Raw genomic sequence first — 19,452 nt, 5'->3', positions numbered from 1 at the left:
ACCGCTAATCATTGAAATATGTTTATTAAGTGTGTATATAAATAATTGTCAGTGTGGATTTACCCGCCTGCCGTCATTGTCATTAGAGTATGTTGGTAAGTTTATCTGTCGGTACTAATTATATTAGGCCGAGCAATCACTATGGAACTTGAAAGGTTGTAACTAAATGGAATTTTCGCAATCGCGTTTTCAAGATGTATTTTCTAGGATTTACGAAGCTGTTTTCAATGGCATAGGGTACTTGGTTGGCATTGTGCTTTATCTGTACCTATTCACTGATAAACCGCTTTGGACTGATTCAGATTCATTTGGAGCGCTCTTCTATGCGGTGATTTTAATCGGGCCCATTTGTTATTTATTGCTTAAGTATAAAAATGGTTCGAAGCAGCTTTGCCTAAGCGAGGATAAATTTGTTTATCGAGATGGGCAGAAAGTCACCGAGTTTGCGTGGCAAGAATACCAAGGTTACAAAATCTCAAGGTTTCCGCCTTATCAAGTTATTATAAAAGATACTATTTATGATAATACTCGCTTTAGTTATTACGCATTTTCACCTCAGCAGCGCCAGCAGATTTTTGCAATACTGGACACTAAATCGCAAGCGGTAAACTAAGCTAGGCTCATCGTCATTGTGCTAAATTCATAAAACAAAGGAGTGTGATTTGAATTATACCTATTAGCTAAGAGCTGAGTTCACGCAGTTAAGTGTGAGCCTCAGCACTGAAACTCTTATATTACCCAGGCAAATCCGAAACAAAGTGGATGGCATTAACAATTGCATTTTTCTCGGGAATATCCTCCGTTGTTATTTCCAGCTATGCACTTGAGTCATATGGTTTTATACCGTTCAGAAGTGTGGTTTCCTGGGCTGTGCTTGCCGTGGCTTTATTTGTGGGCGCGAAAATAAGCAACAGACTCGAAGTCGCTATTATGAAAGCAAGAATAAGAAAACTCATCGCAGCGGCTAAAGCACGTTAATAGCTATTAGCCAGATAATGAGTCTTAGCTCGCTTGATAGAGCGTGAATAAGCGCTGAGATAAACCAACAGTCGATGTGAATTTAGACTGTCGGGTTGCTACTGATAAAGAGAGGTTGTCAGCTTTTGAGTTGAATGGCATAGCTGTCCAAGGTGTAGCCATCCTCTTGGTACTGCCTTACAAATTTAAAGCCCATTTTTTTAAGTACGTGGCTAGAGCCTGTATTTTCTGGCATGACCTCTCCATAAACCAAATCAAAATCCATATTGGCTTTGGCATAATCAATACAGGCTTGATTTGACTCAGTGGCAAAGCCTTTGCCCCAATAATCTGGGTGGAAACGATAGCCGATGTCGATGGCATCAATACGGGTTTCATTTTTAAAACCGCAAAAGCCAATAACTTTGCCTGTCTCTTTTAACACCACAGCCCAGCGTGCAAAGCCATATTTAGCGTACTCTTTAAGCCAAATATTCTCGATAATGTTGCTAGCGTCTTCGATGCTAGTACACATACCAGCATCGCCAGTGTAGCGGCAAACTTCTTCTGGAGCATTAAAGTCATAAACAGCCTGGGCATCATCGAGGTTAAATTCTCTAATGATTAAACGGCTAGTTTCAGTGATGACTTTCATATTACTTTCCTTCTCATTTCTGTATTGGCTTTTACTTTACATAGATATAGAAATACAAAACAGATACAGTTTAAACATATAAAAACCAGTACAGATCGTCGGTATCGAATGGCAGCGTTTAAATATAACAAAATTATAGATGAAGTCGTTACTGCTATTGAGCAGGGGCAACTGACTGGTAAGCTGATATCGGTTCGCGCTTTAGCTAAGCAGAAGCAACTTGGCGTGTCTACTGTGGTGCAAGCCTATCACGAGCTTGAACGATTGGGCTGGATAGTGGCAAAACCTAAGCGTGGCTATTTTGTAAATTCCAGCGCTAAGGCTCCCCAACCTAATTATGGCCGTCAGATTAGAAGAGTGCTAGCGGGGTTATCTCTCGATAAGGCAGTACAATACTCCTTTAATGATGATGATATTTTGCCACTGTCGTGCACCGCGCCTAGTACCGTGATTGATCCAGAGTTATTGCTTAATCGATTGCACAAAAAAGCTTTGGCTAAACGGCCTTATAAATTGTGGATGCAAGATCCTATCGAAGGTGTGGCTGAGTTTAGGCAAGCTATATGTCAGCATCTAGCAGGCTATAACCAGCAGTTTCACTTTGATCAGGTGTTGATTACTAATGGTCGGCAAGAGGGATTATTGCTGGCGCTGACTGCAGCACAGGCACTCAATCAACCCATAGCGATAGAGTCTCCTATGTCGTTCTATTTCCAAACGATGCTGAAACAACTTAACGCTGAGGTGGTGGAGATCCCAATGCAGGCTAGTTATCGGGATGAACTAGCGTTATTGAGTGATGCATTTGATTCACAAGCCTTTGCTACATATGTAGTTAATCCTAATTTTTCCGACCCGACTGGCAGAGTTCTCAGTAGCGAAGAAAAACAGTTGCTTATCGAATGGGCTGAACAAAGAGGCGTGACGCTTATAGAGTACGATCGCGGCGAATTGTATTTTGGTGATGAACGTCCAATGACTATCGCCAGTTTAGTTAATAAGCAATCTTCTTGCCGGGTGATCTGTATTGCAGACTTCTACGATACAATTTCACCCGCTATCAGCTTGGGCTATCTACTATGTGTGAACAGTTTCGATGAGTGTCAGTTTGCTAAGCAAACAATGGCAGAGGAGCCGAGTATTGTATTGCAGTATATGCTGCAAGAGATGATGCTTTCTGGGTGCTACCAAAAACACCTATCCCAGTTACGTAGCGTAACAAAGCAAAACTACAGCGCCGCAATGGCAATACTTAGGCCCAAACTAGCTTCAATTAACAGTGAGCAGTTTTACATAAGTCAACCAGCTGGTGGTCCATGTATTTGGTTTCAACTTCCGACTCATTTAAGTAGCCAAGCACTGTGGCATAAAGTGATCGCCAATAAACTCTCTATCGCTCCTGGGAGCATGTTTACCCTCGATGAGCGTTACGATAATTTTTTTAGGATAACTTTTGCACTGCCTTGGAGCGAGAGCATGGTTGAAGGGATAAGTTTATTGGCTGAAATCATAACTGAGTTTGTTGCCGAAGGACGTGAAGGTAAAGCAATAGAGCACTAGGGCACAGTTTTTATATTGATAGGTATAACTTGTTCTTAAATCAATTATTATAAAGTTGTTTTTCATTAGCGCTCAGATAGTCGAGATAACCAGTAATGAGTCATGAACATTTTAAAGGCCGATATGAAGTCGAGTTTAAGTTTCGTTTGCATGATAAAACTCACTTTTTAGCGATACTGAACGCAACCGGCCATGAGATCATGCTGCAAGATAACCTTGAATCTGACTGCTATTTTGATAATAAAGGCGCACTGCTTGCACAAGGAAAGAGTGTCTGTATACGCGAGATGGAGCCATCTGGCATTAAGCTCTGGATTGTTAAAGGCCCTGGGTCTGATCGCTGCGAAGCCACCAATATTACTGATGCCGTTAGCGCTAAGAGTATGCTTAAAACGATGGGCTATGAAGTTGCATTATCGATGCAGAAGATCCGTAGTATCTACTTTGTCGGCAAATTTCATATTACTGTCGATTATCTTCAAGGCTTGGGATATTTTGCTGAGTTCGCGATCATGACCGACGATAACACTTTGTTGGAGGAGTATCGGCTGCAGTTGCTGGAGTTAGCATCGAGATTCGGCCTAACCAATGACGATATAGAACATCAATCCTACCGTCAGTTACAATCCCAGCTGTAAAGCTTATAACAAGCTATCTTCTAGTGTTTAGCTGCTGCCTACTTAGCCATTAAGTTGCTAAATGCTAAATAGATAAGCTATTGTAAATTTCAACTTTTTCACCTCAAAAACTTGAATCTTCAATACCCTCTACTAACCTTTATTTAAATCGAATTTAACAGGGATTGTGGATGACGTTACCAAGTAAATTTCTCCTCTTAGCGGTCATAGGTTTAACACCTATTGCACTGTCATATGGACTCTTTCCGACGCTTTCGCTGCACTTCCTGTTTGGAATTGAAGCCGATGGGGTCAACTTTAGCCATATTTTTCGCGCCATTATGGGGCTCTACTTTGCCAATGCTGCATTTTGGTTGTTGGGTGCTTATAAGCAAAAGTATCGCCAAGCAGCCTTATACAGCCTAATTGTTTTTATGTTCGGTCTAGGCGCTGGGCGGTTACTCAGTTTAATGATTGATGGAATGTCTCACTGGTTATTATTTGTTTATCTCTTGCTAGAGGTTGGCTTTGGTGTGGCAGGTATTTTTATGCTTAAACAAGCACAAAGTGAGGGAATACAATGAGATTAGTATGCAAAACAATAATTCTGGTAATGCTCGCAGCACTGTCATGCAGCGCGAGTGCAGCCAAAGATAAACCAAACATTTTCGTCATTTTTACCGATGATATAGGGATCTCTAATCTTAGTGCTTATCACAATGGGGTAATGAGTAGTCATACACCGAACATCGATAGCATTGCCGAAAAAGGTATGCTGCTAACAGATTACTATGCGCAACCATCTTGTACCGCTGGGCGTTCAGCCTTTATGACGGGGCAGTTTCCTGTCAGAACGGGCATGCACACTGTAGGTCTACCTGGTGGCCCAGTAGGGCTAAATAAAGATACACCGACACTGCCAGAAGTTTTAAAAACAATGGGTTATATGACTGGTCAGTTTGGTAAAAATCACTTAGGTGATAGGGATGAGTTTTTACCGACTCAACATGGTTTCGATGAGTATTGGGGCTGGTTATATCATCTCAATGCGATGGAATACACTGAAGATCCTGATTGGCCAAAAGACAAAGCATTTCAGAAGTTTGCTCCAAGAAATGTTATCTATGCAAAATCAGATGGTAAAGGGGGACAGACAATTAAAGATGATGGTCCGCTGCCAATTGAGAGAATGCGCACTTTAGATGATGAAGTTAACAAGCATGCAATTAACTTTATCGAAAGAGCAGTTAAAGCGGATAAACCTTTCTTTACTTGGTATTGCCCATCCCGTGGTCATGTGTGGACTCACTTGTCGCCTAAATATGAAAAAATGCTCGGCACTAATGGTTGGGGTTTGCAAGAAGTGGTGATGAAAGATCTCGATGACCATGTCGGTGAGATGCTGGCTAAAATTGAAGAGTTAGGCATTGCAGACAACACGATTATTATTTTCACTGCCGATAATGGCCCTGAAATCATGACCTGGCCGGATGGTGGCATGACGCCATTTCATGGTGAGAAAGGCACTACTTGGGAAGGTGGTGTTCGTGCACCTTTCTTGATCCAATGGCCAAACAATATTCCAGCAGGAAAAGTTAACAACGGCATGTTCGATGGCATGGACTTGTTGCCAACCTTAGTAGCGGCTGCTGGTGGTCCTCAAGATCTTAAACAAAAAATGCTAAAAGGATATAAAGGTTTTAAAGCTCATTTAGACGGCTATAACCAATTAGACATGCTGACTAAAGATAAGCCTTCTAATCGTAAAGAGATCTTCTACTATGAGCGTACTAAGCTGCAGGCTGTGCGGGTGGGTAATTGGAAAGCGCATTTTGTGGTGCAGAATAATGGCTGGAGCGGGGCAAAAGAGGAGCTAAATGCGCCACTACTATTTAATTTACGCCAAGATCCTTATGAACGAGCAGCAGAAGAGTCAGGTATGTACCTTAAGTGGATGGGGCAAAAAATGTGGGCCTTTGGGCCAGCGCAAGAAGCAGTTGCGCAGCATTTAGCAACTTTCAAACAGTGGCCAGCAGTGACTGCTGATAGCGGTAGCGTTAACAGTGGTGGTGTAGGCAACTAGTTATCTAGAGCTGTAAGAGTTATTAAAGCTCATCGTTATTGGTGAGCTTTTTTTAATGGATGTAATGAGGGGCTGTTGATCTTCCATGGTTGTTTTTGCCGCAGATTATTGGCTATTTTGGCAAGGTAAGAACTATGCGGTTTAGTTATTCTTCACAAATAGGCTGCAACGCAGTAAAAATAGCCAAGAAGCACGGCCCTTCGGGTTCGTTTCAATGCTTTTATTCTTTTATGACTAAAATGCCTTATTAGCTTTTCGCTTAGCGAGCTAAGCGTCATCGCTAAAGCCTTGTACTAAAATAATTATTCCTTACGGTAAAGAATCCAACAAAAACTAAGTTCGAAAGGTAAACAGACCCTAGTGGCATTAAACCGATAACCCTATTTTCTATCTGTATTTGTTTGTTGGAAATTGCACTAGCATGTAGCCATAGTCACAACATAAAATTGAAAGGAGAGGATGATGATTGAACAAGGACAAGCTATACCAGCGGGAACTCTGTCAGAACTGACTGCTGATGGCATGTTAAACCATAACGTAGCGGAGCTTTTTGCCAATAAAAAAGTGGTACTTTTTGCCGTGCCAGGTGCTTTTACACCGACTTGCTCAGAAGCACATTTACCCGGTTTTGTGGTGATGGCTGACCAATTTAAGGCTAAGGGCGTTGATATTATTGCCTGTGTATCTGTTAACGATGCATTTGTGATGAAGGCTTGGGGCGTAGCACAAAATGCATCAGAACTGATGATGCTAGCCGATGGTGATGCTAGTTTTACCAAGGCGCTTGGGCTAGAGATGGATACGGCGGGTTTTGGTGGTATCCGTTCACAGCGCTATGCGATGGTGATAGATAATGGTGTAGTGACTACACTTAATGTTGAAGCACCAAAATCATTTGAAGTGAGTACTGCAGAAGCTGTTCTCGCGACAATTTAAGTTTTATATATTGAAGCAATAAAAAAGGAGCTGGTAAGCTCCTTTTTTATTATTTTGTGAACTTACAAGTAAGCGCTAAAAGTAATGCACATACTCAACAGCTACTCGATAAAGTACATCATCAAAGCCAATCAGATCTTGCTCTGACTCTCTATCGATATATTGCGTCATGAAATGCAACAAGTTGTTATTGTTGCTCAAAGGAACAATTGCTCCGATGCTTAATTTATTGAAAGTGTATGATTTGTCATTATCATAACCCCAAAGCCCGTCATAACGGCTGTAATCTAAGGTTAGTTGCACGCCTGTATGGCTAAAGGTATAGCGGTTACTCCAAGCAAAATAGTAGCCATAACCTTTACGATTTAACTCATCTTCAGTGATGCCTTGAGACTCTCGCGGCCAGTCATCATCTTTTTCCTCTTCGCTATAAGCGAGTCCCAGAGTCAAACCTAAGTCGTAGAAGTTATCGCTACCATAACGATTATTGAGGCCTAAACCTAAAACGGCAAGTTGTTCAAACTCCTCCAGTTGCTGGCTGTTATAGTGGCCTTCATAACGACCAACAAAGCTTAAGGTATGGTCAGCATTATTATTGATGTTCATGAATGGACGTTGGTAATGAAGCTTTAAATCCATTGAGTCACGATATCTATCTTCATCGTACTTCTCTGAATCACTTTCGTAGTAATAGGTGCCACGCACTCTGAAGTAATTTTTGTCTAGTTTATAGGTCTTGTCGTAACGCAGGTCATCCCATATTAATGACAAGCCGACACCTTTAGACAGTGAACTATCTGGCGAGTCTTCATAGGCTTCCATACCTGAGATGATAGATATGGCGAAAGGAGAGTTAGCTTCTTCAGCACTAACCTGGCCTGATAAAAAACTTGTCGCAATAACTGCGCTTAAAAGGAGGTTTCTCATGATGTCCCTATAATAGTTAAATCCAGCAATACGCTCTTGAAAGTAATTTCATTTTAGCTGGTTTTAACAGAAAGGTTACCAAGAAATGTACCTTTTATTAAACGCTTGCTTTAATCCCTAGGCTGACCTCTATATTTTCAACGCTGAGTTCAACCTCTTTTGCTATCTCTTCACTTTGTTGTGACGCGGCTTGGGCGTGATTTTTAAGACTATTCATCGCTGTAATAAAATCATCGAGGTAACTCACCTGCTCTAGGGTGCTATTTGCTCCCTGCTTGGCTGTGCTTGCCATTTCACTTGCTTGAGATTGCACACTTTGTGCTACTTGCCAAAGGCTCTGAGCACGTTGTTTTTGCAGTAATGTAGTTTCTTCAATACCTTGCACTCGGGTATCTAGATCGGTATTGGCTTGAGTGAGTTGATTGAGGATCTGCATGATCTCTTTTAGCGATATTTGCGTTCGTTGTGAAAGATTACGGACTTCATCTGCAACTACTGCAAAACCACGCCCTTGTTCGCCAGCTCTCGCCGCTTCGATAGCGGCATTGAGTGCAAGTAAGTTGGTTTGTTCGGCGATGTTGCTAATGACATCAATGATCCGTGATACATCAGAGACGGAGGTCGTTAAGCTCGAAAGTGACTGATGACAATGAGATACCGCAGTTTGCGATTCTTCTGTCGCATCCAGTACCGCCTGTGCTTCTTGCTGGCTAAGCTGCATCTGCTGCATTGTTTGTTGTGCACTGTGTTCCACTTGCTCAGATGTTTGACTCACATCTTGTGCTAATTCACGGATGTGTTCGGTTTGATCTTGGGCTGTGAGTACAATCTTTTGAGTTTGTCCTGTACTGGCTGAAATATGCGAAATACGTTCAACCAGCAAACTTAGAGATTGAGAAACCTGAGTTATTTGCTCTCTTTGGCTCTCATCCTCTTTTTCAAATCGATGTAGAAGTTGATTAAAGTGGCCTGCAATCTGGCCTGTTTCACAGCGGCGCTGTATCGCAAGTCGCTCGCGACTGTTTGATTCACTTAATTTGTGAAAGGCACGGTTAAGATGCTTTAACGGTTTTATCACTCGGCGCTGTTGCAGCACTAAGTAACCAATTGCGAACACAATCAGTACTGACACCATGATATAAATTGCCATGCTGAGTTCTTGCTTTAACTGCTGATTATGTTGCTGTTGCTCTAGACCTAATGCGAGTAAAAGTTGCTCTATATTAGCGATATCTTGGGTCATTGCTTGTTGAGTGCGCTGGTTATCAATGAGCAGTGAGTGAGTGTTATTGACCTCTTTGTTATAGCGGTTACTCAGGCTCAATAGCTCGCTACGAGCGTTGTCACCGATCTCTATCTCTTCGCCCTCATCATCGCCGAGAGCAAATTCATCGACCTCCACTGTTTCATAGATGCCAATAAGCGGCAGGGTATCGAGCGTATCATGCCAAACATTGAGCTCTGTAATCAGACTGTCTAACATTGATTTTAGACGTTGTTCTTTGCCGATTAAGTAACCATCAGTGACTTGAGATAAACCATAAACTAATGGAGGAAGCTCTCGGGTTAGCGCTAGATATTTATTGGCAAGATCTGGCTGTTGCTGCAAGCCTTGAAAAGCATAATCGGCTAGGCGTCGATTATAATCGAGCATCTCTGATTCAGCATGGGCAAGCAGTTGCCGTGGGTTACCCGCGAGCTTACCTGCTGCGCGGTAATCATTATCGAGTGCGAGCACAAAACTGCTAATCGCAGCTTGTAAGGGGAGGACTTCGACACTTTCTTGTTGAGCTATGTCGGCTTGAATTTCAGCTAGATTGAGCTTTGCTTGTTCAAGTTTACTAGCATCACCACTGGACAGGTAGCTATCAAGCTCGCGTCTTATCTCTACCAGAAATGTTCTTTGGATCTGCTGTAATTCTAAGGTTTGTTGCTCAATAAATTGTCGCTCTTCACTACTCCAAAACACCACCCCTGCGAGTGATGCTGCAATGAATAATAATACTGCGGATGCAGAGAGTGACAGAGTTGAAATTTTCATTCCGTTGACCGACATCTAAAAAGATGGCGTTAGAATATGTCACTTAGATTACAAAAAAATTACAGAGAAACAGCGAATTAGAAAAACATTGTTCTGAAGTGGCAACTTGAAAAATAACTATCGTTCAGTATTGATATTGTTATTCTAGTGGTAACCAAACTTGGGCATGTAGTCCGCCTTCACTGCGGTTGGTGAGAATGACTTTGCCTTGGTGGCGATCAACAATCCGCTTAATAATCGCTAAGCCTAACCCAGAGCCAACACTGCCGCGGGCAGTGTCACCCTGAGTGAAAGGTTCGAACAGTTTAGGGATTTGTGACTCCTCAATACCTGGGCCGTTATCCTCAACACTAAAGCCAAGCACTTTACCATTATATTGTGAGCTTATTCTTACCCAGCCATTACCATAGCGGTAGGCATTTTCAACCAAATTGCTCAAGATCCGTTTAATGGCGATTCCCTGCATGGGAACGGCTGGGCAATCACTGAGATCCGATTCAATAATGCCTTCACGGTTTGACTCTGCTTGGATCACATCATTAATCAGCTCATTGATCTGCTCAGGTTCACGGGTTCCCTCTTGATCTTGGCGGATGTAAGAGATGAATTGATTAATAATGGCGTCCATATCCTCAATGTCATGCACTATGCCATCTTTAAGATATTGATCTTCTTCGACCATCATCTCAGATGCTAATCGAATGCGAGTCAAAGGGGTTCTTAAGTCGTGGGAAATCCCCGCCATCAACAAGGCTCTATCTTGCTCTAACTGTTTCATGCCGTGAGACATCTGGTTGAAAGTATTGGTCACTTCAACAATTTCAGTCGAGCCACTCAAGGGCAGGGGATCAGGATAGTCACCGCGAGATACCGCTGTCGCTGCTTTTTGTAAGCGCCTTAGAGGCCGGTTTTGCTGACGCGCAAACCACCAACCGCCAGCAACACTAAGTGCGCCAATCACCATTAAATAGAGGGTCAATGGCGAGAGGTTTTTCTCGTTTAATCCAGCGAGTGGCACTTTAATCCATATTGAGGGGGCTTGTGGTGGGCGGATCCAAATTTCAAACTCTTCTCCTTGTGCAATGCGCACTTCAGCTTCACCGCCCAGATATTCAGACATCTGTGACGACAGGAAACCATAATAAGTTGCCCGTTCGATACCAGCTTGGCGTGCATCTTTTTGATTATAAAACTGCATCGCATCGTCACGTACTTTGGCATTGAGCGCATCCACCATAGTTAGGTGTTCACGGCCAACATCTACGCCGTCGACAAAAAGTAGTTTTACTTGACGAGCAATAAGTTGGTTGATTTGCTGGTAGCTGGGCTTAATAAAATAAACCGCCACCGAGAGATAAGACACCAGTTGATTGGTCAGCAGCAGACAGCCAATTAACATCACTGTTTGACTGAAAGAACTGCGGGGCGTTACGCGGTGCCACCATCTCTTTTTCATATATTACTTTCGTGAAGCGCCATCAGGCACAAACACATAACCTAGGCCCCAAACCGTTTGAATATAACGCGGGTTAGCGGCATCGACTTCAATCAAGCGGCGCAAGCGTGAAACCTGCACATCGATAGAACGTTCCAGTGCGGAGTAGTCGCGACCACGGGCAAGGTTCATTAACTTATCGCGTGATAAAGGTTCGCGTGGGTGGCTAACAAGTACTTTTAATACTGCAAACTCACCGCTTGTGAGCGCAATCGCTTCTTCGCCATGATGCATTTCGCGAGTAGCGAGATTAAGCGAGAATTCACCAAAGGTGATCTCCTCCTCCTGCTGTGTCGGTGCTCCTGGAACTTCTGGAGTTTGACGACGCATTACCGCTTTAATTCGCGCCAGTAGCTCTCGCGGGTTAAACGGTTTTGGCAGGTAATCATCGGCACCGAGTTCAAGACCGATAATCCTATCGACTTCATCACCTTTAGCCGTCAGCATGACAATCGGGATTGGGTTACCGACTTGGCGTAGTCGGCGACATATTGAAAGGCCATCTTCACCAGGTAGCATTAAGTCTAATACTAACAGGTGGAAGTTTTCACGCTCCAATAAGCGATCCATCTGTTCCGCATTGGCTGCACTGCGGACTTGATAACCTTGCTCCATCAAGTAACGCTCCAATAAGGCGCGTAGCCTCATATCATCGTCGACCACGAGAATTTTTGAGGTTTCTTGTCCCATGCGTAGGATCCTTTTTGCTAGGAAGCCAAGTAGGTATTAGGCAACTGGCTGATATTGAATATGAATTAGCTTAATATAGCCGCTTTAACATGTTGATGACTAGCCGCTAATGAGTAAAAGCTAGCTTTAAGGTCATGAATGAAAGTTTGTTTTATGATTAGGTTATTGAAAAATAGTGCAATAATCATCATTCTAACGCTGTTTGTAAATTGTAACTAAATTGAACAAACTGTTATTTGCCGCACTGTTAGTTAAAAAGCATATTTTCCCCTAGCGCGAAAATTCAGTGATAGCACTAAAATATGCTATGATTTTTGGCCACAGATTATCATTTCCTTCTAAAAAGTAGTCCGTATGAGAACGAATATCGTCACCCGTGAAGGTTTCGACAAATTGCAAAAAGAGCTTAATTACTTATGGCGTGAGCACCGACCTGAAATCACTAAAATTGTCAGCTGGGCTGCGAGTTTAGGAGATAGAAGCGAAAATGCTGACTACACATTTAATAAAAAGAAACTACGTGAAATAGACCGTAGAGTACGCTATTTGCGCAAAACTATCGAAAATGTACAGGTTGTTGATTACTCACCAGCGCAAGAGGGCAAGGTATTTTTTGGCGCTTGGGTTGAAATCGAGAATGATGATGGTGAAAAGCGCAGCTTTAAAATCGTTGGTTACGATGAGATTTTTGGCCGTAATGACTACATCTCAATCGACTCCCCCATGGCGCGGGGCCTTTTGAAAAAAGAGGTCGATGACGAAGCTGTGATACATACTCCAGCAGGTGAGCAAGTTTGGTATATCAACCGTATTTCCTACCAAGGGTTTGAGCCATCTTAGCTTGAACTGGTTATCATCTAGTTATTGCGGTTTTATGAAAGCCCGAATATCGATATTCGGGCTTTTTACTAAAATTTATACTGTTTTTACTAACGACCCCCCTCGGTATCAAACTCTAAAATAACGGTGCTGCCACCTGTTGAACCGCTGATCTCCAAGTAACTCCAGTAATCGTTGCCTGCTGCAATATAGATACACTCTCGGGTTCTACCAATACTTTTTTATCGCCTAGCCACGCAAGATTTCGCTGGCAATCAATCTGCCAAGCGTTAATCGAAAAGTAATCGGGTAGGTTATCGGTCATTAGTTTGATTTTTTGTTGGTTTTATCAGCAGTATAAGGGAGTTAAAGCAAGGGTACTAATAGAAACTAAGCAGCAAGAGTAATGGTCAAGTTTAACCATTGATGCAGTGTTTATTGCTACTTTTTCTTCTGTATCAATGACAGTGTGCTGTTGCTGACGGACTATTTTTAATCAATTAAATTAGCAAATTCCATTTTTCAGGGTTAAAAGCGCGCGCGACGACATTAAAATTGCTGCCTAGCTGTGGTATCTTGAGCGCAATATTATCTATTTGGCATCACTTCATTATATGCAAAACATTGCACAGCTTATTGCTGAAGAATTAAACGTGCGTCTTCAGCAAGTTAACGATACGATTTCATTACTGGATGACGGTGCAACAGTCCCGTTTATTGCTCGCTACCGTAAAGAAGCAACGGGTGGACTTGATGATGTGCAACTGCGTACATTGAACAGTCGCCTTAGCTACTTACGTGATCTTAATGAGCGTCGTAACGTGATTTTATCGAGCATCGAAGCCCAGAGTAAATTAACCCCTGAGCTGAAAGCTGCAATAAATGCTGCTGATAGTAAAACCCGCTTAGAAGATCTCTACCTGCCTTACAAGCCTAAGCGTCGTACTAAAGGTTTGATCGCTATTGAAGCGGGTATTGAGCCATTGGCTGATTTATTGCTTGCTAATCGCAATGCTGATTGTGAAGCAAAGGCAGCTGAATTTATCAATGCTGCAGCGGGCTTTACCGATAGCAAATCAGTATTAGATGGTGCGCGTTTTATTTTAATGGAGCGCTTTGCCGAAGATGCCGAGTTACTGCAAAAGATCCGTACTCACGTTAAGCAAAATGCTGTGCTTGAAAGCCGCATGGCTAAAGGTAAAGAGAAAGAGGGTGCCAAATTTAGAGATTACTTTGAGCATTCAGAAAAGCTAACTAAGGTGCCATCGCATCGCGCCCTCGCAATGCTGCGCGGTCGTAATGAAGGTATGTTGAGCTTAAGTATCAATGCTGATCCTGCCAAAGAAGCGAAGCAAGCTAGCTACTGTGAGGTGATTATTGCTGAGCACTTCAAGCTGGAACTGAACAACAGTGCCGTTGATCAATGGTTAAAGACGGTAGTGAGCGCCACTTGGCGAGTCAAAATCGCGCTACAAATGGAAACAGAGTTCTTTGGCCGTATGCGAGATGATGCCGAAAGCGAAGCGATTAATGTATTTGCGCGTAACTTAGGCGACCTACTAATGGCTGCTCCTGCGGGTGCTAAAGCGACATTGGGCTTAGATCCTGGCCTACGAAGCGGCGTTAAAGTGGCAATTGTAAATAACACTGGCAAGCTGGTGGCACATACTACGATCTTCCCTCATGCTCCGCAAAAGCAATGGGATAAGTCAGTTAGAACCTTGGCTAATTTGGCTAAAATGCACAAAGTTGAACTTATTGCGGTTGGTAATGGCACTGCGTCGCGTGAAACAGACAAGTTAGCCGCTGAATTGATCACCATGGTAAAAGCGGAGCTGCCTAGCTTGACCAAAGTGATGGTCAGCGAAGCGGGCGCATCTGTGTATTCGGCTTCTGAACTTGCCTCTGAAGAGTTCCCAGATATTGATGTGTCTATTCGCGGTGCGGTATCGATTGCACGCCGTTTACAAGATCCGTTAGCCGAATTAGTAAAAATTGAACCGAAAGCGATTGGTGTGGGCCAATATCAACATGATGTTAGCCAAAGCATGCTTTCTACCGCGCTTGAGGCAGTGGTTGAAGATTGTGTGAATGGTGTGGGTGTTGACGTGAATATGGCATCGGCTGCACTGCTGGCGCAAGTGGCTGGGCTTAATAAAACCTTGGCACGAAATATTGTGACTCACCGTGATGAACAGGGACGATTTGCCAACCGTAAGTCATTACTTAAAGTTGCGCGTTTAGGGCCAAAAGCCTATGAGCAAGCAGCTGGATTCTTGCGGATCAGCGATGCGGAAAACCCATTAGATGCATCATCTGTTCACCCTGAGGCCTATTCTCTGGTTGAGACTATCGCTAGTGCAAAGCAACAATCAGTAGCCAGCTTAGTCGGTAATAGCGAACTATTAACCAGCATCGACGCTAAAGACTTTATCACCAGTGATTTTGGCCTGCCAACGGTGACAGATATTTTGGCGGAGCTTGATAAGCCTGGGCGCGATCCTCGTGGTGAATTTAAAACGGCGACCTTTAAAGAGGGTGTTGAGCAGATAGGCGACCTTAAGCCTGACATGATCTTAGAAGGTGTGGTCACTAATGTGACTAATTTTGGTGCCTTTGTTGATGTAGGCGTACACCAAGATGGATTAGTGCATATCTCTTCGATGACTGAGAAGTTTATCGATGATCCGCATAAAGTGGTTAAAGCTGGTGATATTGTCAAAGTTAAAGTGATGGAAGTGGATGCTGAAAGGCGTCGTATTGGCCTTAGCATGCGCTTGACTGATAAAGCAGGCGAGGCACCGAAAACAGCACCGCGTCCTTCAAATAATGCAACTAAGCATCAGGGGGCCAAATCACCGTCTCAGTCACACAGTAAAGCTAAGCCAAAACAGCCTGCAAATGCAGCTATGGGTAATGCTTTTGCTGATGCGTTTGCCAAAATGAAAAAGTAACCCAAAAATTATCGGCTATAAGCCTCAACAGGTGTGATATCTGTTGAGGCTTTTTTGTGCTCAATCTATATCAGGTCTCCTAGTTTTACTATGCTCTTCACTCACCTCACAACCATTAAACGCTCGCTGAGCGAGCAAATTTTTATACTGATTGAAATAGTTAATGAAGGCAAAAATGTGCGCTATGTTAGTTAAAATGACTGTAACTAAGCGATAACGTTTAAATAGCTTGAATATAACCTAGTAAAGGATATGTTATAGCCCGCTTTAAATTTGAAACTTATTGTCGACATGGAGGTCTGAACTAATTGGAAAACGCTTCATAGAAAGCGTTCACAGAATAAATTAGGATTACTATTTTGACTCGTTCACATACTTTAGGGCCGTTTCGCCCCATTATAATCTTTGCCGCTATCTCGTTAGTGATCATTATGCTCAGTCGATTAGGGTTGGCGATTTGGCAGTTTGATCGTGTTGATGTCGCTGCTGGTTGGTCACATTTATTGCTACAGGGCTTACGTGTCGATTTTGCGACTATGTGTTGGCTTTGGGGCGCCGCAGCGCTCGGTACCGCTATTTTTTCTGGCGAGCACTTGATTGGTCAAATCTGGAACAAAATATTACGTGTTTGGCTGACGCTTGGCCTCCTCACTTTAGTCTTCCTTGAGATATCAACACCTTCATTTATTGCTGAATATGGTGTTAGACCGAACAGGTTATATGTCGAATACTTAATTTACCCTAAAGAAGTGTTTTCAATGCTGTGGGCGGGTAGAAAGTTTGAATTGATTTTATCTGCACTTATTAGTGGTGCTGTGATTTTTGGTGGTTGGAAGCTAAGTGGTTACCTAATAAGCCAAAAGCAAACCTATCCTCGTTGGTATTGGCGTCCAGTATTAGGCGTGTTAGTGATAGTTATCGCGCTGTTAGGTGCGCGTTCAAGCCTGGGACATCGTCCACTTAACCCTTCTCTGGTCGCCTTTTCGAGCGATCCGCTAGTCAACTCATTAGTGACTAACTCAGCTTACTCTTTAGTGTTTGCTATTAAGCAAATGGGCAATGAAGCCGATGCTGCCAAGATATACGGCAAACTGCCTAAAGAGGACGTGGTTAATATTATTCGTCGTGAAAGCGGCAGGCCATTAACTGACTTCTTGTCTGATGAGTACCCGAGTATTTCTAAGAACACTGCCAGCTATCAAGGTAAACCAAAGAACTTGGTGATTATTTTACAAGAAAGCCTTGGTGCCCGATTTGTTGGCAGTTTAGGTGGTTTACCATTAACGCCTAATATTGATGAGCTCTCGAAAGAGGCGTGGGCGTTTGAACGTATGTACGCCACTGGTACTCGCTCTGTACGTGGAATTGAGGCCGTAGTGACAGGGTTTACTCCGACTCCAGCGCGTTCAGTGGTAAAGCTAGGTCGCAGCCAAACAGGTTTCTTTACCTTAGCGTCGCTATTAAAAGAGCATGGCTACCGCAATCAGTTTATTTATGGCGGTGAAAGCCACTTCGATAATATGCGTAGCTTTTTCTTAGGTAATGGTTTTACTGATATTGTTGATGAGTCAGATTACACGAATCCAAATTTTGTCGGTTCTTGGGGCGCTTCTGATGAAGACTTAATGAATCGGGCAAATGATGAGTTTGAGCGCATGCATAATGAAGGACAGCCTTTCTTCAGCTTGGTCTTTAGTTCAAGTAATCACGATCCATTTGAGTTTCCTGATGGCCGTATTGAATTGTATGAGCAACCTAAGCAAACGGTGAATAATGCCGTCAAATATGCCGATTATGCCGTGGGTGAATTCTTCAAAAAAGCCAAACAGTCTGACTACTGGAAAGATACTATTTTTGTGGTGGTGGCAGACCATGATAGCCGCGTCGGTGGTGCTGAACTGGTGCCTATTTCAAGATTCCGTATTCCGGGTTTGATTTTAGGCGAAGGGATAGAACCAAAACTGGATACTCGTGTGACCAGCCAAATAGATTTAGGGCCGACTGTACTCTCTTTAATGGGCGTGAGTGACAACTATCCGATGTTGGGTCGCGACTTGACCAAAACTCCAGATGACTGGCCTGGACGTGCGTTAATGCAGTACAACAAAAACATGGCTTATCTTCGTGGTGACGATGTGGTGATTTTGCGCCCAGAGAAGCCTGCAGCAGGCTTTGTTTACGATGTGGATGCAGAAAAGCTTCATCCTAAAACTCAGCCCGATGAGATGAAAGAAACTGCTTTGGGGTGGGCACTATGGGGAAGTATGGCTTACCAGCACGGATTATATAGCGACAAGAAGCAGTAACTTTATACAGTGGTAAGCATATCGGGCTCAGATTTTGGCTGAGTCCGAGTTTGATAAAATGCCTCTATATGTGCACCAAAGGCGCGGTAGAACTGTAACGTTTCATTCGGTAAATGTTTACTTTCTGCCGATGCTTGTTTCTCTGCGGGCTGATTTGGCAGCTTGATGTCACTGCGCTTTAACGGTGAGCGGTAACTCAATAGCTGTTTTAAATCCAGTGCTGGTGGACGCTTTTGTTGCTCCTGCTGAGATTGCTCCTGTTGTGACCCACCTTGCTGTTTTTCCTGCACTGAACCACGTAGGTTGGCCTGCGCTTGAGCTTGCTCAGCGGTACGTTCATTTTGCGGGTTAAAGGCGCGCTCTTCATGACCTTTACTGGCTTGTGGTGGCGGCAATACCGGTGGACGCTGTTGGTTATCCGTGCGCGCAGAGTCAGTCGCTACATTAGAGGTAGAGATCGGCACGTTAGGATAATTGGTAACAACCAGCATAGACAATTCCATTTTAAGTCATGGTTAAATGTTAACCAATATCGACTTAATAATAAAGCTGTTTTGCTATTAAGTGTTTTGATTTGTTGTGCTTTTAAGCCACTCTTGCAAGCAGGTAACAAATTCTTCTGTGTGGCTGATAAAAGGCGCATGAGAAGCTTTTGCCAGTATAGCGTCTTGCGTATTCTCCATCACCGGCATCAGCTTTATCACCCTGCGGGGAACCAGCCCATCAAGCTTGCCCCATATCCTCAGCCAAGGTTGCTTTATATTCGAAGTTTGCTCTCTTAAATCAATGTCAGCCAACATCGCTAAGCCTTGCTGTAGTGCCGTAAATTGCGCCTGAGGCTTGGCTAATACCCATTCTCGTAGTTGTTTAATATCGCCTTTGGCGGTTTGGCTGCCCATAGCTTGGATGGCAAGAAAACGCTCAATGGTCTTATTGAGATCTTGCTGTAACTGGCTAGCAAACTGCTCCAATACACTTGGCGAGATCCCCGGCCAAGACTCCTCTTCACGCGCCATAAAACAGGGCGATGAAGCAATCGTACATAAGCTGCTGACATGTTGTGGGTACTTAATTGCCGCTAATGAGGCAATTAAACCTCCTAATGACCAACCGATCCAAATAGCGGGTTGCGGTACGTTTTCAATGATAGCCGCAAGCCAGTCGCCTATTTCACCGTTAACGCTTGGGCTATCACCAAAACCGGGCAGATCGACAAAGTGAAACCTATACTCAGGTAACATGTCAGGCAAAGCGTTAAATACAGCGCTATTGACGCCCCAGCCATGTAGCATCACAACATCGATACCTCGACCGACAGATTTAACATGTAACTTAGTTTGACTCACGTTTCGGTCCTGTCATTTTGATTTAAAAGTATGAAAAAGGAATTTCATTATTACTCAACCAGCCTT

General features: G+C 43.3%; 18 protein-coding genes. 10 read left to right on the top strand and 8 right to left on the bottom strand.

Annotated elements, in window-relative coordinates; all coding sequences use genetic code 11:
- Nucleotides 1–166 precede the first annotated feature (166 nt).
- Nucleotides 167–613 carry a hypothetical protein gene (locus K5R16_RS11465; protein ID WP_220737700.1) on the top strand — a complete coding sequence of 149 codons (447 nt, stop codon included), beginning with the start codon at nucleotides 167–169 and terminating at the stop codon, nucleotides 611–613.
- Nucleotides 614–762: 149 nt separating this feature from the next.
- The gene (locus K5R16_RS11460; RefSeq protein WP_220737699.1) at nucleotides 763–978 is read left to right on the top strand and encodes a hypothetical protein; all 216 of its coding nucleotides are present in this window, start codon (nucleotides 763–765) and stop codon (nucleotides 976–978) included.
- Between the two features lie 118 nt (nucleotides 979–1,096).
- On the opposite strand, the gene K5R16_RS11455 is transcribed toward K5R16_RS11460, so the two are convergent.
- Complete coding sequence (locus tag K5R16_RS11455; protein ID WP_220737698.1) at nucleotides 1,097–1,612, bottom strand: GNAT family N-acetyltransferase; 516 nt, start codon at nucleotides 1,610–1,612, stop codon at nucleotides 1,097–1,099.
- Nucleotides 1,613–1,720: 108 nt separating this feature from the next.
- Here K5R16_RS11455 and K5R16_RS11450 point away from each other — a divergent pair, with 108 nt between their 5' ends.
- The 5 genes from K5R16_RS11450 (at nucleotide 1,721) to K5R16_RS11430 (ending at nucleotide 6,808) form a co-directional block, all read left to right on the top strand.
- The gene (locus tag K5R16_RS11450) at nucleotides 1,721–3,172 is read left to right on the top strand and encodes a PLP-dependent aminotransferase family protein (protein WP_220737697.1); all 1,452 of its coding nucleotides are present in this window, start codon (nucleotides 1,721–1,723) and stop codon (nucleotides 3,170–3,172) included.
- Between the two features lie 95 nt (nucleotides 3,173–3,267).
- Complete coding sequence (locus K5R16_RS11445) at nucleotides 3,268–3,810, top strand: class IV adenylate cyclase (RefSeq protein WP_220737696.1); 543 nt, start codon at nucleotides 3,268–3,270, stop codon at nucleotides 3,808–3,810.
- Nucleotides 3,811–3,980: 170 nt separating this feature from the next.
- Nucleotides 3,981–4,373 (top strand): DUF4345 domain-containing protein, encoded by a 393-nt coding sequence (locus K5R16_RS11440; protein WP_220737695.1) that lies wholly within the window; start codon nucleotides 3,981–3,983, stop codon nucleotides 4,371–4,373.
- Nucleotides 4,370–5,872 carry an arylsulfatase gene (locus K5R16_RS11435; RefSeq protein ID WP_220737694.1) on the top strand — a complete coding sequence of 501 codons (1,503 nt, stop codon included), beginning with the start codon at nucleotides 4,370–4,372 and terminating at the stop codon, nucleotides 5,870–5,872. Before K5R16_RS11440 ends, K5R16_RS11435 begins: the two co-directional genes overlap by 4 nt.
- Before the next feature lie 462 nt (nucleotides 5,873–6,334).
- Nucleotides 6,335–6,808 carry a peroxiredoxin gene (locus K5R16_RS11430; RefSeq protein WP_220737693.1) on the top strand — a complete coding sequence of 158 codons (474 nt, stop codon included), beginning with the start codon at nucleotides 6,335–6,337 and terminating at the stop codon, nucleotides 6,806–6,808.
- 75 nt (nucleotides 6,809–6,883) lie between these two features.
- Here K5R16_RS11430 and K5R16_RS11425 read toward each other — a convergent pair whose 3' ends face one another.
- From K5R16_RS11425 to ompR, 4 genes are all read right to left on the bottom strand, one after another.
- The gene (locus K5R16_RS11425) at nucleotides 6,884–7,735 is read right to left on the bottom strand and encodes a hypothetical protein (protein WP_220737692.1); all 852 of its coding nucleotides are present in this window, start codon (nucleotides 7,733–7,735) and stop codon (nucleotides 6,884–6,886) included.
- A gap of 97 nt (nucleotides 7,736–7,832) precedes the next feature.
- Nucleotides 7,833–9,776 (bottom strand): methyl-accepting chemotaxis protein, encoded by a 1,944-nt coding sequence (locus K5R16_RS11420; protein WP_220737691.1) that lies wholly within the window; start codon nucleotides 9,774–9,776, stop codon nucleotides 7,833–7,835.
- A 139-nt stretch (nucleotides 9,777–9,915) separates the two neighbouring features.
- Complete coding sequence (gene envZ / locus K5R16_RS11415) at nucleotides 9,916–11,232, bottom strand: two-component system sensor histidine kinase EnvZ (protein ID WP_220737690.1); 1,317 nt, start codon at nucleotides 11,230–11,232, stop codon at nucleotides 9,916–9,918.
- 3 nt (nucleotides 11,233–11,235) lie between these two features.
- The gene (ompR, locus tag K5R16_RS11410) at nucleotides 11,236–11,961 is read right to left on the bottom strand and encodes a two-component system response regulator OmpR (protein ID WP_020914814.1); all 726 of its coding nucleotides are present in this window, start codon (nucleotides 11,959–11,961) and stop codon (nucleotides 11,236–11,238) included.
- Between the two features lie 354 nt (nucleotides 11,962–12,315).
- Here ompR and greB point away from each other — a divergent pair, with 354 nt between their 5' ends.
- Nucleotides 12,316–12,801 carry a transcription elongation factor GreB gene (gene greB / locus K5R16_RS11405; protein ID WP_220737689.1) on the top strand — a complete coding sequence of 162 codons (486 nt, stop codon included), beginning with the start codon at nucleotides 12,316–12,318 and terminating at the stop codon, nucleotides 12,799–12,801.
- Nucleotides 12,802–12,916: 115 nt separating this feature from the next.
- Here the strand turns inward: greB and K5R16_RS11400 are convergent, their stop codons facing one another.
- Nucleotides 12,917–13,105 (bottom strand): hypothetical protein, encoded by a 189-nt coding sequence (locus K5R16_RS11400; protein ID WP_220737688.1) that lies wholly within the window; start codon nucleotides 13,103–13,105, stop codon nucleotides 12,917–12,919.
- Between the two features lie 289 nt (nucleotides 13,106–13,394).
- On the opposite strand from K5R16_RS11400, the gene K5R16_RS11395 reads away from it, so the two are divergent.
- The gene (locus tag K5R16_RS11395; protein ID WP_220737687.1) at nucleotides 13,395–15,734 is read left to right on the top strand and encodes a Tex family protein; all 2,340 of its coding nucleotides are present in this window, start codon (nucleotides 13,395–13,397) and stop codon (nucleotides 15,732–15,734) included.
- Between the two features lie 431 nt (nucleotides 15,735–16,165).
- Complete coding sequence (locus K5R16_RS11390) at nucleotides 16,166–18,040, top strand: LTA synthase family protein (protein ID WP_220737722.1); 1,875 nt, start codon at nucleotides 16,166–16,168, stop codon at nucleotides 18,038–18,040.
- A 2-nt stretch (nucleotides 18,041–18,042) separates the two neighbouring features.
- Here the strand turns inward: K5R16_RS11390 and K5R16_RS11385 are convergent, their stop codons facing one another.
- Together K5R16_RS11385 and bioH are read right to left on the bottom strand one after the other, a co-directional pair.
- Nucleotides 18,043–18,531 carry a hypothetical protein gene (locus K5R16_RS11385; RefSeq protein ID WP_220737686.1) on the bottom strand — a complete coding sequence of 163 codons (489 nt, stop codon included), beginning with the start codon at nucleotides 18,529–18,531 and terminating at the stop codon, nucleotides 18,043–18,045.
- A gap of 69 nt (nucleotides 18,532–18,600) precedes the next feature.
- Complete coding sequence (gene bioH / locus K5R16_RS11380; RefSeq protein ID WP_259649850.1) at nucleotides 18,601–19,386, bottom strand: pimeloyl-ACP methyl ester esterase BioH; 786 nt, start codon at nucleotides 19,384–19,386, stop codon at nucleotides 18,601–18,603.
- Nucleotides 19,387–19,452 lie beyond the last annotated feature (66 nt).

The sequence above is a fragment of the Shewanella sp. c952 genome (assembly GCF_019654975.1).
Lineage (GTDB): Bacteria > Pseudomonadota > Gammaproteobacteria > Enterobacterales > Shewanellaceae > Shewanella.
This window is presented reverse-complemented; position numbering and strand designations above follow the sequence as displayed.

Bases quoted from the DNA above. Each gene is read 5' to 3' on its own strand.
- K5R16_RS11465 (WP_220737700.1), top strand. From the start codon at position 167: ATGGAATTTTCGCAATCGCGTTTTCAAGATGTATTTTCTAGGATTTAC.
- K5R16_RS11460 (WP_220737699.1), top strand. From the start codon at position 763: ATGGCATTAACAATTGCATTTTTCTCGGGAATATCCTCCGTTGTTATT.
- K5R16_RS11455 (WP_220737698.1), bottom strand. From the start codon at position 1,612: ATGAAAGTCATCACTGAAACTAGCCGTTTAATCATTAGAGAATTTAAC.
- K5R16_RS11450 (WP_220737697.1), top strand. From the start codon at position 1,721: ATGGCAGCGTTTAAATATAACAAAATTATAGATGAAGTCGTTACTGCT.
- K5R16_RS11445 (WP_220737696.1), top strand. From the start codon at position 3,268: ATGAGTCATGAACATTTTAAAGGCCGATATGAAGTCGAGTTTAAGTTT.
- K5R16_RS11440 (WP_220737695.1), top strand. From the start codon at position 3,981: ATGACGTTACCAAGTAAATTTCTCCTCTTAGCGGTCATAGGTTTAACA.
- K5R16_RS11435 (WP_220737694.1), top strand. From the start codon at position 4,370: ATGAGATTAGTATGCAAAACAATAATTCTGGTAATGCTCGCAGCACTG.
- K5R16_RS11430 (WP_220737693.1), top strand. From the start codon at position 6,335: ATGATTGAACAAGGACAAGCTATACCAGCGGGAACTCTGTCAGAACTG.
- K5R16_RS11425 (WP_220737692.1), bottom strand. From the start codon at position 7,735: ATGAGAAACCTCCTTTTAAGCGCAGTTATTGCGACAAGTTTTTTATCA.
- K5R16_RS11420 (WP_220737691.1), bottom strand. From the start codon at position 9,776: ATGAAAATTTCAACTCTGTCACTCTCTGCATCCGCAGTATTATTATTC.
- envZ (WP_220737690.1), bottom strand. From the start codon at position 11,232: ATGAAAAAGAGATGGTGGCACCGCGTAACGCCCCGCAGTTCTTTCAGT.
- ompR (WP_020914814.1), bottom strand. From the start codon at position 11,961: ATGGGACAAGAAACCTCAAAAATTCTCGTGGTCGACGATGATATGAGG.
- greB (WP_220737689.1), top strand. From the start codon at position 12,316: ATGAGAACGAATATCGTCACCCGTGAAGGTTTCGACAAATTGCAAAAA.
- K5R16_RS11400 (WP_220737688.1), bottom strand. From the start codon at position 13,105: ATGACCGATAACCTACCCGATTACTTTTCGATTAACGCTTGGCAGATT.
- K5R16_RS11395 (WP_220737687.1), top strand. From the start codon at position 13,395: ATGCAAAACATTGCACAGCTTATTGCTGAAGAATTAAACGTGCGTCTT.
- K5R16_RS11390 (WP_220737722.1), top strand. From the start codon at position 16,166: ATGCTCAGTCGATTAGGGTTGGCGATTTGGCAGTTTGATCGTGTTGAT.
- K5R16_RS11385 (WP_220737686.1), bottom strand. From the start codon at position 18,531: ATGCTGGTTGTTACCAATTATCCTAACGTGCCGATCTCTACCTCTAAT.